The sequence below is a fragment of the Micrococcus lacusdianchii genome (assembly GCF_023155805.1).
GTDB classification, from domain to species: Bacteria; Actinomycetota; Actinomycetes; order Actinomycetales; family Micrococcaceae; genus Micrococcus; species Micrococcus lacusdianchii.
This window is the reverse complement of the sequence record NZ_JAKNUW010000003.1, coordinates 54,309-67,217: the sequence shown is the minus strand read 5'-3', so window position 1 is coordinate 67,217 and position 12,909 is coordinate 54,309. Positions and strand designations below refer to the sequence as shown.

Below are 12,909 nucleotides of genomic sequence, written 5' to 3'. Positions count from 1 at the left end.
CATACGCGCCGATAATATACATTATGTCAACTCGACGCCGCCGATGCTCCCCTGATCTCTCCTACGCGTCGCGACTGGCCCCGGGCCCCTCCGTGCCGCAGAGTGGAGGCATGAACCCGAAGACCCTCGCCGCCGCGGCCGCCTCCGCTCTCGCCGCCGGTGTCACCGGCGTCGCCGTCAACGACGCGTTCCAGAAGCAGCACGCCCTGCGCCGCAACTTCCCCGTGCTCGCCCGCGCCCGCTACGCGCTCGAGCGCATCGGCCCCGAGCTGCGCCAGTACATCGTGGCCAGCAACAACGAGGAGCGACCGTTCAGCCGCGACCAGCGCAGCTGGGTCTACTCCTCCGCGAAGGGGGCGAACAACTACTTCGGATTCGGCACGGACAACGACGTGGAGAACTCGACGTATCCGGTGGTCAAGCACCGGACGTTCTCCGAGGTCGCGCCCCTGTCCTCGCTCGCGCTGGATCCCTCTGAGACGCTGCCGTGCGCCAAGGTGCTGGGCGGCCCCCGCGGCCGCCGGCACGCGTTCCGCCCGCGGTCCGTGGTGAACGTGTCCGCCATGTCCTTCGGGTCGCTCAGCGCCCAGGCCATCTCCGCCATCAACCAGGGCGCGGCGCAGGCCGGCTTCCTGCACAACACCGGCGAGGGAGGCCTGTCCGACCACCACCGTCAGGGCGGCGAGCTCATGCTGCAGATCGGCACCGGCTACTTCGGCTGCCGCGACGAGCATGGCGACTTCGACCTCGAGCGCCTGGCCGCCGTCGTCGAGTCCGCCCCGGTGCGGGCCATCGAGATCAAGCTCAGCCAGGGCGCCAAGCCCGGTCTGGGCGGGCACCTGCCGGGGGCCAAGGTCACGGAGGAGATCGCAAGGATCCGCGGGGTCGAGCAGGGCCGGGACGTGGCCAGCCCCTCCCGGCACTCGGCCTTCTCCTCCGTGGACGAGATGCTCGACTTCGTGGAGCGCATCGCCGACCGCACCGGACTGCCCGTGGGCATCAAGTCGGCCGTGGGCGAGCGTGACTTCTGGGTCGAGCTCGCGGACCTGATGTCGGACGGCACCCGCGGCGTGGACTTCATCGCGATCGACGGCGGCGAGGGCGGCACCGGCGCCGCTCCCCTGGTCTTCTCCGACAGTGTGGCGTTCCCCTTCCGCGTGGCGTTCACCGAGGTCTACAAGATCTTCGCCTCCCGCGGTCTGCAGGACCGGGTCACCTGGATCGGTGCGGGCAAGCTGGGCCTGCCGGACAACGCGATCGTGGCGTTCGCCCTGGGCGCGGACATGGTCAACGTGGCGCGGGAGGCCATGCTGGCCGTCGGCTGCATCCAGGCGCAGAAGTGCCAGACGGACAAGTGCCCCGCCGGCGTCGCCACGCAGAACCCGTGGCTTGCCCGCGGTCTCGTCCCCGAGGACAAGGCCCCGCGCCTCGCGAGGTATGTCCAGACCCTGCGCCGGGACCTCCTGAAGGTCTCCGAAGCGGCGGGGGTGCCCCATCCGGGGCTGCTCGGCCCCGACGACGTGGACTTCGTGCAGCACACCCGCGAGCACGTGTCCCTACGCGAGGTCTACGGGTACGAGGACGGCTGGGGCGTGCCCGGGGCCGAGATCGCCGCCGAGATCACCCGGATCATGGTCAAGTCCGAGGGCGACCGGGCCGGCGAGGACCACGTCGTCCAGCACCAGCCGCTGCCCGAGGACGACGACGGCGACACCACCACCCAGTAACCGACTGGCCGACGCCGAACGGGGCGCACGGGGCTCACTCCCCCGTGCGCCCCAGCCGTTCGAGGAGCGGCAGCAGCCCGTCGAGGGCCAGCCGGGTCTCGTTCCAGAGCCCGTGCCGGAGACGGGAGTGCACCGCCTGCTGGCTCACCCCGAGCTCCGCGGCGGCCTCCCGCTGGCTGAGGCCGGCGTCGACGAGCCGCCCCGCGGCCTGCTGCGGTCCCGAGCGGCGCGCCTCCAGCACGGCGACCAGGTCCAGGGTGGCCTCCACGGACCGCAGGTCCGACTGCAGGTCCGGGTCTCCCGCAGCGCTCTCCCCCACCACGCCGGTCAGCGCCACCGCGGTGTGCCCGCTACGCCGCGCTGCGCGCGCCACCGCGGGCCCCGTCTCGCGGGGCGGCTCGGCGATGTCGTCGCCGGGTGCGCCGACCACCCGTGTCCGCCCCTCGATGACGAGGGCGCCGACCCATCGCCGGGACCGCACAGCGCTCAGCAGCACCCCCACGGCGTCCGGCGCTTCCGCCATGCGCCCCCCGAGGACGCTCCCGCTGACGGCGTCGACCTGGACGGTCCGGAACGGGCCGACCGTGCCGCCGGCCGCCGTCCGGCCGTTCAGTGCGTCCAGCAGTCTGGCGTTCTCCCCCTCCGGGCCGTGCAGCGCGACGTAGAACACCTTGTCCTCCTATGACAACGAAAGACCCTTGTCTCGTCCATCATAGGAGGCGGTCGGCGGAGGCACGAGACGGTGCGCGGCGATGCGGGAGAATCGATGCATGGACACCGCCCGCCCCGCCTCGCCAGCAGGTCGAGACCGTCACCCCGACGCTCATCCGGACATCAGCCGACCGCCGGCCCGCCGGTCCGCGCGGCCGTGGCTGGCGCTGACGGCGGACGTGGCACTCGTCGTCGGATTCGTGGCCGCCGGCCGGCAGGAGCACGGCACGGTCGACGGGCTCCCCGGACTCCTCGTGACCGCGTCGCCCTTCCTCGTGGGTCTCCTCGCAGGCTCGCTCCTCACGCGCTTCCCACGGACCTGGGCCTGCCTGTGGCCCCACGGGGCCATCGTGTGGCTGACCACTCTGGGACTCGGTCTGGCCTTGCGGGTGTGGTGGGGCCTGGGCGGCGCTCCGCTCTCCTTCGTCCTCGTCGCGGCCGGTGTGCTGGCGGTGACCCTCCTGGGCCGTCGGGCGGCGTCTCGAGTCGTAGGATCGAGATGACCCCGGCCCCGACGGAAGGCACCCCATGGTCACGGCCATCGTGATGATCAAGACGGACAAGTCCTCCATCCCGGAGACGGCGGAGACGCTGGCCGCGCTGGACGGGGTGAGCTCGGTGTACTCCGTCACCGGCACGTGGGACCTCGTCGCGATGGTCCGGCTGAAGCGCTACGAGGACCTGAGCGACGTCATCGCCGACCAGCTCTCCAAGGTCGAGGGGATCCAGGACACGGAGACGATGCTCGCGTTCCGCACGTACTCGTCCGAGGACCTCGGCGAGGGGTGGGCCCTGGGGTTCGACGGCTGACCGCCATCGTTCAGCTGCGGCTGAAGCGGACCCAGCGGTCCAGGACGTCCGCTGCGGCTCCGGAGTCGATCGACTCGGCCGCACGCTCCATGTTCCCGGCGAGACGGTCCATCAACGGACTGCCGGCCTCGGCGTCCCACGCGGTCAGCCCCGCGGCGGCATTGAGCAGCACGGCGTCCCGCACCGGCCCCCTCTCCCCCGCCAGGAGCGCCCGGACGACCGTCGCGTTGTGGGAGCCGTCCCGGCCGGCGAGGGCCTCGACCGGCGCCAGGTCCACGCCGAGGTCGCGGGGATCCAGCTCGTGGACCGTGACCCCGCCGCGCACCTCGAGGATGGTGGAGGGCCCGGACGTGGTGATCTTGTCCCGCCCGTCCGACCCGCGGAACACGAACCCCCGGACGCCGCGGTCTGCCAGGACCTGGGCCAGCAGCGGCACCATGGCGGCACTCGAGCAGCCCAGCGCCTGCGCGGAGACCTGTGCCGGATTGCTCAGCGGGCCCAGGAAGTTGAAGACGGTGGGAACACCCAGCTGCTTGCGCACCGGGGCCACGTGCTTCATGGACGGGTGGTAGTGCTGGGCGAACAGGAACGTGATGCCGACGGCCTCCGCGCACTCCTCTGCCTTGGCGGTGGGCATGGACAGGTCCACGCCGAGCGCCTCGATCACGTCCGCGGCGCCCGCGGTCGAGGATGCCCCGCGGTTGCCGTGCTTGACGACGCGGACACCGGCACCCGCGGCCACGAGCGAGGACATGGTCGACAGGTTCACCGTGCCCAGACGGTCGCCGCCGGTGCCCACGATGTCCAACGTCTCCCCCGGCACGTGGACAGGTCGGGCCCTGGCCACCATGGCGTCGGTGAGGCCGCGCAGCTCGGCGACGGCCGCGCCCTTGGCGGCGAGGGCCAGCAGGAACGCCCCCACCTGGGCCTCGGTGGCGTCGCCGGACATCATGTCCCCCATGGCCCAGGCGGCCGTCCGGTCATCGAGATCCTCGCCCAGTGTCAACCGGCGGAACACCTCGGGCCATGTGGCATCAGGGATCTCGCGGTTCTCGTCTGCAGTGCTCACCCCTGGACCCTATCCCCGAGGAGCGAGACCGCAGGGCGTGCGACGTATGGCGGCCGACCTGGGCGCATGCTGGACATCCGCCCCGGGTTCTCTCCGAGATGGTCGGCGGGAGGCTTCGGACGTGGCGCGACACGATACGTTCTGGTTACCCGGTGGCGCGTGTTTGGGGCCATAATGGCGGTGTGACCACTGCAACCTCCACTCTCCACACGCCCACCACGGGGCTTCCGAGCCGGCCGAACATGGTTCAGGTCGGGACCATGGTGTGGCTTGCCAGCGAGCTCATGTTCTTCGGTGGGCTCTTCGCCATGTACTTCACCCTGCGCTCCACCTCTCCGGCGCTGTGGGCGGAGAACACCGCGATCCTCAACGTGCCCCTCGCGGCCGCCAACACCGTGATCTTGGTCCTGTCCTCCTTCACCGCCCAGTTCGGCGTCTTCGCGGCTGAGCGGCTCCAGCCCCGTCGCACCGGCGGCCTCCTCTCCTTCAGGAGCTGGGGCATGGTGGAGTGGTTCATCCTCACCGTCCTCATGGGCTCCGTGTTCGTGGCCGTGCAGGCCTTCGAGTACGCCACCCTGGTGACAGAGGGCGTGACCATCGCCGCCAACGCGTACGGCTCGGCGTTCTACATCACCACCGGCTTCCACGCGCTCCATGTGACCGGCGGTCTCATCGCGTTCCTCTTCATCATCGGACGCGCCTTCCTGGCCCGCCGCTTCGGCCACCACGAGGCCACGTCCGCGATCGTCGTGTCCTACTACTGGCACTTCGTGGACGTCGTCTGGATCGCCCTGTTCTTCATCGTCTACTTCCTCAAGTAAGACACCCCCACTGCACCGACCAGAGGTACGGGCACGGATGGGGCGGCATCGCCCCCGCGCCCGGAAGACACACGATAGGAAACCCCGTGAAGGCACTTTCGCAGAACCGCCGCCATCCTCTGATGGGGCTGGCGCTCCTCCTGCTGGGACTCCTGGTGACCGGCGGACTGTACTCCGTCGCGAGCACCGTGAACCAGGCGCAGGCGGCCACGCAGGTCACCGCGGCCGCCTCGGCTGATGACATCGCCGAGGGTGAGAAGCTGTTCAACGCGAACTGTGCCTCCTGCCACGGGACGGGCGCCGCTGGCGGCCCCGCCGGCCCGTCCCTCGTGGGCGTGGGTGCGGCCTCCGTCGACTTCCAGGTGGGGACCGGTCGCATGCCGATGCAGATGAACGGCCCCCAGGCCCAGCGCAAGTCCACCCAGTTCTCCGAGGAGCAGACCGCGCAGCTCGCCGCCTACGTCGCCTCGCTCGGCGCCGGTCCCGGCGTGCCGGAGGACGAGTACCTCGACATCGACGCCGAGGGCGTCGACATCGCGAAGGGCGGCGACCTGTTCCGCATCAACTGCGCCATGTGCCACAACGCGGCCGCCGCCGGCGGTGCCCTGACCCGTGGCAAGTACGCCCCGAGCCTCCAGGACGTCTCGGCGAAGCACATCTACGAGGCCATGGAGACCGGCCCGCAGAACATGCCCGTCTTCTCGGACTCCAACCTCAAGCCGGAGGACAAGCGAGACATCATCGCGTATCTCAAGACCATCGAGACCAACGGGTCCCCCGGCGGCCTTGCGCTGGGCTCGCTCGGCCCCGTGGCCGAGGGCCTGTTCATCTGGACGGCCGGCCTCGCGCTGATCGTCGGGTTCATGGTCTGGCTCACCAGCCGCTCCTCCTGATCCCGCCGGCGCCCCGGGCGCCCCGCACACGTCACGACATTCATCACTCAAGCAAAGGAAACTGGTCATATGGGCGAGAAAGGCTTCGAAGGGACCGAGGAACACTCGGGTGCCCTCGAGCACGCCGGGGGGGATACGCCTCGGTATGCCATCGAGAACCCGGGCCTTCCCCCGCACCGTCCGCGTCTCGCCGACGAGGACCCGCGGGCTGCGAAGCGCGCCGAGCGCCAGGTCTCCGTCTTCTTCCTGATCTCCGTGCTCGGCACGGTGCTGTTCTTCATCGGCTACTTCGGTGTCGGACAGATCGGCAACGACGAGGACTTCGGGCTCCTGTTCCTGCAGAACCTGCTGCTGGGTCTCGGCGTCGCGCTGGCGATGCTGGGCATCGGCATCGGCGTCGTCCACTGGGCCAAGACGCTCATGCCGGACCACGAGACCATCGAGGAGCGCCACGAGATCCGATCCGAGGCCGATCGGGCCGCCGCGCAGGGCATGATCGCCGACATCCTCGACGAGTCGCAGATCAAGCGCCGCCCGCTCCTGCGGAACACCCTGATCGGCGCGGCCGTCCTGGCCCCGCTGCCGTTCATCTTCGCCTTCCGGGACCTGGACAACACGGACAACTTCTCCGACCAGGCAGCGGAAAACTTCGGCCCCGAGCGCCTGCGCCACACCATGTGGGCCGAGGGCGTCCGCCTCGTGCGCGACCCCACCGGCTCCCCCATCAAGGCCTCCGACGTCACCCTCGGCTCCGCCATGCACGTAATCCCCGAGGGCCTCAACGAGGTCGAGCACGGCAAGCTCAATGAGAAGGCCAAGGCCGTGGTGCTCGTCATGCGCCTCGACCCGTCGAAGGTGGACATCACCCCGGGCCGTGAGGACTGGAACGTGGACGGCATCTTCGCCTACTCCAAGGTGTGCACGCACGTGGGCTGCCCCATCGCGCTGTACGAGCAGCACACCCATCACCTGCTCTGCCCCTGCCACCAGTCGACCTTCGACCTCACGCAGGAGTGCAAGGTGATCTTCGGCCCGGCCAGCCACGCGCTGCCCCAGCTGCCGATCACCGTCGACGATGAGGGCTTCCTCGTCGCTCAGAGCGATTTCCATGAGCCCGTCGGGCCTGTCTACTGGGAGCGTGGCTGACCCCTATGAGCACTGCAACGAATCAGTTCCAGCCGGCCACGACGACGGGCCGCCTCGCGAACTTCATCGACACCCGCACCGGCGCGTCGCCGATCGTCAAGTTCTTCGCGCGGAAGATCTTCCCCGACCACTGGACGTTCATGTTCGGCGAGGTCGCCCTGTACAGCTTCGTCATCCTGCTGCTGTCCGGTGCCTTCCTCACCTTCTTCTTCGATCCGTCGATGTCCCACGTCACGTACAACGGCGCCTACGCGCCGCTGCGCGGCATCGAGATGTCCGCGGCCTACGCCTCGTCCCTCGACATCTCGTTCGACATCCGCGGCGGCCTGTTCATGCGTCAGCTGCACCACTGGGCGGCGCTCATGTTCGTCATGGCCATGTCCGTGCACATGCTGCGCATCTTCTTCACCGGCGCGTTCCGGCGGCCGCGTGAGCTCAACTGGGTCGTCGGCTGTTTCCTCCTGATGGCGGGCTGGGCCGCCGGCTTCACCGGCTACTCGCTCCCGGACGACGTGCTCTCCGGCAACGGTCTGCGCATCATCGACGGCATCCTCAAGGCCCTGCCCCTGGTGGGCTCCTACCTCTCCGCCTTCCTCTTCGGCGGCGAGTTCCCGGGCTATGCCGTGATCGGTCGCCTGTACGCCCTGCACATCATGATCGTGCCCGCCGCGATCCTGCTGCTGATCGGCATCCACCTGTTCATGGTGGTCGTGCACAAGCACACCCAGTACCCCGGCCCCGGCCGGACCGAGAACAACGTGGTCGGCTACCCCGTGGGCCCGGTGTACGCGGCCAAGGCCGGCGGCTTCTTCTTCATCGTGTTCGGCATCCTGGCCCTCATCGCCTCGACCGTCACCATCAACGCGATCTGGAACTACGGTCCCTACGACCCGTCGCCGGTTCAGGCCGGCACCCAGCCCGACTGGTACATCGGCGTGTTCGACGGCGCCCTGCGCCTCATGCCGGGCATGATCGGTGACTTCTCCTTCCTGTGGAACATCCCGATGCCGTGGGGTGCGAGCGTCTCGCTCCCCATGGGAGTGCTGATCCCGTTGATCCCTGTCGGCCTCCTGATCGTCGGCATGGTCGCGTGGCCGTGGATCGAGCGCTGGATCACCAAGGATGATCGTGAGCATCACATCCTGGACCGCCCGCGCAACGCCCCGACCCGCACCGGCATCGGTGTGGCGGCGGTCGTCTGGTACTCCGTCATGATGATGGCGGCCTCCTCGGACCTGATCGCCACGCACTTCCATGTGGCCTTCAACGACGTGCTCTACACCTTGCGTGCGCTGTTCTTCCTCGGCCCGGTGCTGGCGTTCATCATCACCCGCCGCATCTGCCTGTCCCTGCAGCGCCGGGACCGTGAGACCGTCCTGCACGGCCACGAGGCCGGCGTGATCGAGATGTCGCCGGAGGGCGGCTTCCATGAGCGTCACCGACAGCTGGACGACTTCGAGCTCTACCGCCTCGTGTCCTTCGACGACACCCGTCCGACTCCGGCAACTCCGGGACGCAACGGGAAGATCTCCGGTCTCGAGAAGGCCCGTGCCGGCCTGAACCGGATGTTCTACGAGGAGCGCGTGTCCCCCGTGACCCGCGAGGAACTTGTCGAGTCCCGCCTGCATGGCGGTCACGGCGATCACCTCGAGCCGGTCGGCGTCGGTGCTCGCAACGGCGGCTCGAACCCGGAGATCGCCCACTGACCACAGGCGCGGCTCCCCCCACGAAGGCCCCCGGCATCCGCGGATGCCGGGGGCCTTCTGTCTCTGCCGCCACCGACGCCCCGTGCAGGACGGGCCTCGATGCCGCCACACCCGCGGGGGCTGCCCATCGTGAGGGCGTCGACGAACCAGCGTGGTCGACGGTCCGCCGGCCACCCGCCGAAGCGTAGAGCACCACCATGCCGGGGCCGGTCAGCGGCGAGCCCAGGCCCGTCGGATGCGGTGACCCCGGCGCAGGCACCGACGTCGCGCACAGGCGGCGGTCCGCGACCATGCGGCAGGGGCCTCACGCCCGAGCGGATGTCCCGTCTCCCCGCCGCCCCGGCCGAGCCTGGCAGCACGGGCTTCCCCTCGTGGCGGACCGCGAGGACCGTGGTTCCCTCCGCCCTGCAGGACATGCACCCGAGGATCGGGCCCGCACGCGGAACACGGTCCTGCTCTGCGTGACGAGGAGGGTCCTTCACGTGCGAGCCGTCTCGCGGTGATCTCCGCGGCCCCCTGCTGGATGGCGCCCAGACGGTGCTTGACCGCGGCTCGCCGCCTCGATGGCTCGAGGGCCTGTTCTCGACCAGTGGCCATCTGCTGGGCTCGTCGGTGTTCTGCGGCCCAGGCAGAGCGAACTGAGGGGTGGCGACCGGGCAGATTCCGTCCAGGCCGCGCTCGGACTGCCTCAGGTGTAGAGTCCCCCGCACTCGGTCCCGGGTGACTGCTCCCGGTCAGCGGCTCTCGTCAGTGCCCCGTTGATCGGCTCGGGCGGCATGGACGGTGAGAGGGCTCGTCGAGGCACGTTCCAGCCGCGACGAGCCGCGCTCGGGTGGAGAAAGGCCTCGGGCGGCTCCCCTGCAGGGGAGCCGCCCGAGGCGGTGGTGTCGCTCTGAGAGTCAGTGCGCGTACTTGCCACGCGAGAACTGGTACACCCAGCCGAAGGTGAAGTACACACCGGCCAGGACGCCGAGCAGGAGGATCCACCAGTCGATGGCGAGGCCCGTGACGATCAGGGCACAGGCCGTGGCCACACCCAGCGGCCACCAGCTCGAGGGGGCGAAGACGCCGTATGTGCCGGCGTAGTCGGTGATCTCGCCGTCCTCGTCATCGGCCGGGCCGAGGCCGTGGCGCTTGTCCGTGGACTGCACGTACCACGCGATCATGAACGACATCGCAGCGACCGCGTAGATCGCGGGAATGCCCGCCCATTCGGTCCACTCGACCCAGAATCCATACAGAGTGGCAGCGAACAGGAAGAAGATCCCGATCACCCAGAAGACCTTGGCTCCGACCTTCACGACGACACCTTCTCTCCGAACGCCTCAGGCTCGGCCTGCGGCGAGTAGTGGGACAGCTCCGGGTGGTGCAGGTCCAGCGCGGGACGCTCCGACCGGATCCGCGGCAGCGCGTGGAAGTTGTGACGCGGGGGCGGGCACGAGGTGGCCCACTCGAGCGAGGCGCCGAAGCCCCACGGGTCGTCGACGGTGACCTTCTTGCCGTAGCGGCTGGTGATGTAGACGTTCCAGAAGAACGGGATCAGCGAGGCGCCGAGGATGAAGGAGAAGACCGTGGAGAACGCGTTCATGGTGGCGAAGTTGTCCTCCACCATGTAGTCGGCGTAGCGGCGCGGCATGCCCATGACACCCAGCCAGTGCTGAATGAGGAACGTGCCGTGGAAGCCCACGAACAACAGCCAGAACTGGATCTTGCCCAGACGCTCGTTCAGCATCTTGCCGGTGAACTTGGGCCACCAGAAGAAGAAGCCGGCGAACATCGCGAAGACCACGGTTCCGAAGATGACGTAGTGGAAGTGCGCGACCACGAAGTAGGTGTCGGACACCTGGAAGTCCAGCGGCGGGGACGCCAGGATGACGCCCGTCAGACCGCCGAAGAGGAAGGTCACCATGAAGCCGAGGGTCCACAGCATGGGGTTCTCGAAGGTGATGGAACCGCGCCACATGGTGCCGATCCAGTTCACGAACTTCACGCCGGTGGGGACCGCGATGAGCATGGTCATCACCGAGAAGAACGGGAGCAGCACGGAGCCGGTCACGTACATGTGGTGGGCCCACACGGTCACGGAGAGCGCCGCGATGGCCGTCGTCGCGAAGACGAGCGACTTGTAGCCGAAGATCGGCTTGCGGGAGAACACCGGGACGATCTCGGAGACGATGCCGAAGAACGGCAGCGCGATGATGTACACCTCGGGGTGGCCGAAGAACCAGAACAGGTGCTGCCACAGGATGGCACCGCCGTTCTCCGGGTTGAAGATGTGGCCGCCGAAGCGGCGGTCCATGCCCAGCGCGAAGAGCGCCGAGGCCAGCGGCGGGAACGCCATCAGGATCAGGATGCCCGTGATGAGGGTGTTCCAGGTGAAGATCGGCATGCGCCACATCGTCATGCCCGGGGCACGCATCGTCAGGATCGTGGTGATGAAGTTGACGCCGCCCATGATCGTGCCGAAGCCCTGGAGCGCCAGGCCGAAGACCCAGAGGTCGCCGCCCACGCCGGGCGAGAACGTGGTGTCCGAGAGCGGGGCGTACGCGAACCAGCCGAACGAGGCGGCACCCTGAGGCGTGAGGAAGCCGGCGCACGCGATGAGCGAGCCGAACAGGAAGAACCAGAAGGCCAGGGCGTTCAGGCGCGGGAAGGACACGTCCGGAGCGCCGATCTGCAGCGGCACCAGCACGTTGGCGAAGCCCACGAAGAGCGGGGTCGCGAACATCAGCAGCATGATCGTGCCGTGCATCGTGAACAGCTGGTTGTACTGCTCCTTCGTCTGCAGGATCTGCATGCCGGGCTCGAAGAGCTCCGCGCGGATCATGAGGGCCATCACGCCGCCCACGCAGAAGAAGACGAAGGACACGATCAGGTACATGTACCCGAGGATCTTGTGGTCGGTCGTCGTCAGCCAGCTGACGGCGATCTTGCCCAGGGAACGGGGCACCACGCGAGGCTGCGCGTGGGAGCGCACCTCGTCCGTTGCGTACTCGTAAGTGGTCATCAGTGGCTACCTCCACCGCGGGGGGTCTGGAGGTCGACCTCCATCTCCCGGGCGCCGTCAGGGTTGTTGTTGGGGTTGCGGTTGTACTCGTCGCCCACCAGGCCCGGCTCCATCTCGTCGAGGCGCTGCACGAACTCCGCCTGGTCCACGACCTCGACGTTGAACAGCATCTCCGAGTGGAACTCACCGCAGAGCTCGGCGCACTTGCCGTCGAAGGAGCCCTGCTCCTGCGGGGTGAGGTACAGGTGGTTGGTCTTGCCGGGGAGCATGTCGCGCTTCTGCAGGAACTGCGGGATCCAGAAGGAGTGCGCGACGTCGCGGGACTTCAGCTCGAAGTGCACCGGTACGTCCTCGGGGAGGTACAGGGTGGGAAGCGTCTCCTGGACGCCCTCAGCGCCGTCGAGCTGGGCCTGAATGCCCTGGTAGTGGGCCTCGGTCACCTCGCCGTTCGGCTGCCGGTAGGAGTACGAGAAGTCCCAGGACCACTGCTTGCCGTGCACCTGGACGGTGAGCGGCGAGTCGTCCACGGGCTGGTCCACCTCGACCTGGACCCGGTTCGTGAAGCCCCACAGGGTGAAGACCATGAGGATCGGCAGGACCGTGAACATGGTCTCGATCGGCACGTTGTAGGCCGTCTGCTTCGGGAACCCCTGGTCGTTCTTCCGCCGGCGGTAGGCCACCATGCACCAGATCATGGCCGCCCACGCGAGCAGGCCGACGGCCAGGGCCGCGATCCAGGAGTTGACCCACAGGTCGGTGAGCTGCGCGTTGTGGTTGGTGGTCTCCCGGGTGCCCGGGAGCCAGCCACGCTGTGCCTCTGCCGAACAGCCGGACAGCACGACCATCGCCGTGGCCCCGAGGGCCCCAGCGGTGATGCGGCGGCGAGTCCGACGTCCGGCGTCATTCTGTGCTCTCACAGACGGCCTTCCTCTTCATCTCGTGTGCGAGTGGGCGCCGCCCCCAGAATCCTGCGAGGTTTCGCAGGTTCCTGTCGATAGGGACGGGTATGCCCTGACGAT

The 12,909-nt window shown here is 68.7% G+C and carries 12 protein-coding genes; 7 read left to right on the top strand and 5 right to left on the bottom strand.

All coding sequences use genetic code 11. From position 1 onward, the window contains the following. The first annotated feature begins 110 nt into the window (after window positions 1-110). On the top strand, window positions 111-1,727 hold the full coding sequence (locus tag MA879_RS02735) for an FMN-binding glutamate synthase family protein (RefSeq protein ID WP_248123255.1): 1,617 nt from the start codon (window positions 111-113) through the stop codon (window positions 1,725-1,727). Between the two features lie 34 nt (window positions 1,728-1,761). Here MA879_RS02735 and MA879_RS02730 read toward each other — a convergent pair whose 3' ends face one another. Continuing rightward, the gene (locus MA879_RS02730; RefSeq protein ID WP_248123246.1) at window positions 1,762-2,397 is read right to left on the bottom strand and encodes a winged helix-turn-helix domain-containing protein; all 636 of its coding nucleotides are present in this window, start codon (window positions 2,395-2,397) and stop codon (window positions 1,762-1,764) included. A 100-nt stretch (window positions 2,398-2,497) separates the two neighbouring features. Between MA879_RS02730 and MA879_RS02725 the strand changes: the two genes are divergently transcribed. Beyond that, window positions 2,498-2,941, top strand: coding sequence for a DUF3054 domain-containing protein (locus MA879_RS02725; protein WP_248123244.1), 444 nt, complete (start codon window positions 2,498-2,500; stop codon window positions 2,939-2,941). A gap of 25 nt (window positions 2,942-2,966) precedes the next feature. Then, on the top strand, window positions 2,967-3,248 hold the full coding sequence (locus tag MA879_RS02720) for an Lrp/AsnC family transcriptional regulator (protein ID WP_248123242.1): 282 nt from the start codon (window positions 2,967-2,969) through the stop codon (window positions 3,246-3,248). Window positions 3,249-3,258: 10 nt separating this feature from the next. Here the strand turns inward: MA879_RS02720 and trpD are convergent, their stop codons facing one another. Next, window positions 3,259-4,317, bottom strand: a complete 1,059-nt coding sequence (gene trpD, locus MA879_RS02715; protein ID WP_248123240.1) for an anthranilate phosphoribosyltransferase — start codon at window positions 4,315-4,317, stop codon at window positions 3,259-3,261. A gap of 182 nt (window positions 4,318-4,499) precedes the next feature. On the opposite strand from trpD, the gene ctaE reads away from it, so the two are divergent. The 4 genes from ctaE (at window position 4,500) to qcrB (ending at window position 8,883) form a co-directional block, all read left to right on the top strand. Continuing rightward, complete coding sequence (gene ctaE, locus MA879_RS02710) at window positions 4,500-5,138, top strand: aa3-type cytochrome oxidase subunit III (RefSeq protein ID WP_470365343.1); 639 nt, start codon at window positions 4,500-4,502, stop codon at window positions 5,136-5,138. A gap of 86 nt (window positions 5,139-5,224) precedes the next feature. Beyond that, window positions 5,225-6,031, top strand: a complete 807-nt coding sequence (gene qcrC, locus MA879_RS02705; protein WP_248123238.1) for a cytochrome bc1 complex diheme cytochrome c subunit — start codon at window positions 5,225-5,227, stop codon at window positions 6,029-6,031. A 69-nt stretch (window positions 6,032-6,100) separates the two neighbouring features. After that, the gene (gene qcrA, locus MA879_RS02700) at window positions 6,101-7,177 is read left to right on the top strand and encodes a cytochrome bc1 complex Rieske iron-sulfur subunit (RefSeq protein ID WP_248123236.1); all 1,077 of its coding nucleotides are present in this window, start codon (window positions 6,101-6,103) and stop codon (window positions 7,175-7,177) included. A 5-nt stretch (window positions 7,178-7,182) separates the two neighbouring features. After that, a complete protein-coding gene (qcrB, locus tag MA879_RS02695; RefSeq protein ID WP_248123233.1) occupies window positions 7,183-8,883 on the top strand; it encodes a cytochrome bc1 complex cytochrome b subunit in 1,701 nt (566 codons plus the stop codon). An 899-nt stretch (window positions 8,884-9,782) separates the two neighbouring features. On the opposite strand, the gene MA879_RS02690 is transcribed toward qcrB, so the two are convergent. From MA879_RS02690 to ctaC, 3 genes are read right to left on the bottom strand one after another with little or no spacing between them, the layout of a single operon-like run. Next, the gene (locus tag MA879_RS02690) at window positions 9,783-10,184 is read right to left on the bottom strand and encodes a cytochrome c oxidase subunit 4 (protein ID WP_248123231.1); all 402 of its coding nucleotides are present in this window, start codon (window positions 10,182-10,184) and stop codon (window positions 9,783-9,785) included. After that, window positions 10,181-11,890, bottom strand: a complete 1,710-nt coding sequence (gene ctaD, locus MA879_RS02685; RefSeq protein WP_248123223.1) for an aa3-type cytochrome oxidase subunit I — start codon at window positions 11,888-11,890, stop codon at window positions 10,181-10,183. The genes MA879_RS02690 and ctaD overlap by 4 nt, the downstream gene beginning before the upstream one ends. After that, complete coding sequence (ctaC, locus tag MA879_RS02680; protein ID WP_248123220.1) at window positions 11,890-12,807, bottom strand: aa3-type cytochrome oxidase subunit II; 918 nt, start codon at window positions 12,805-12,807, stop codon at window positions 11,890-11,892. The genes ctaD and ctaC overlap by 1 nt, the downstream gene beginning before the upstream one ends. Window positions 12,808-12,909: the final 102 nt, after the last annotated feature.

What these genes read in the sequence shown, in the direction of transcription:
- MA879_RS02735 (WP_248123255.1), top strand. Translation starts at nt 111, where the DNA reads ATGAACCCGAAGACCCTCGCCGCCGCGGCCGCCTCCGCTCTCGCCGCC.
- ctaD (WP_248123223.1), bottom strand. Translation starts at nt 11,890, where the DNA reads ATGACCACTTACGAGTACGCAACGGACGAGGTGCGCTCCCACGCGCAG.
- qcrA (WP_248123236.1), top strand. Translation starts at nt 6,101, where the DNA reads ATGGGCGAGAAAGGCTTCGAAGGGACCGAGGAACACTCGGGTGCCCTC.
- qcrB (WP_248123233.1), top strand. Translation starts at nt 7,183, where the DNA reads ATGAGCACTGCAACGAATCAGTTCCAGCCGGCCACGACGACGGGCCGC.
- MA879_RS02725 (WP_248123244.1), top strand. Translation starts at nt 2,498, where the DNA reads ATGGACACCGCCCGCCCCGCCTCGCCAGCAGGTCGAGACCGTCACCCC.
- MA879_RS02720 (WP_248123242.1), top strand. Translation starts at nt 2,967, where the DNA reads ATGGTCACGGCCATCGTGATGATCAAGACGGACAAGTCCTCCATCCCG.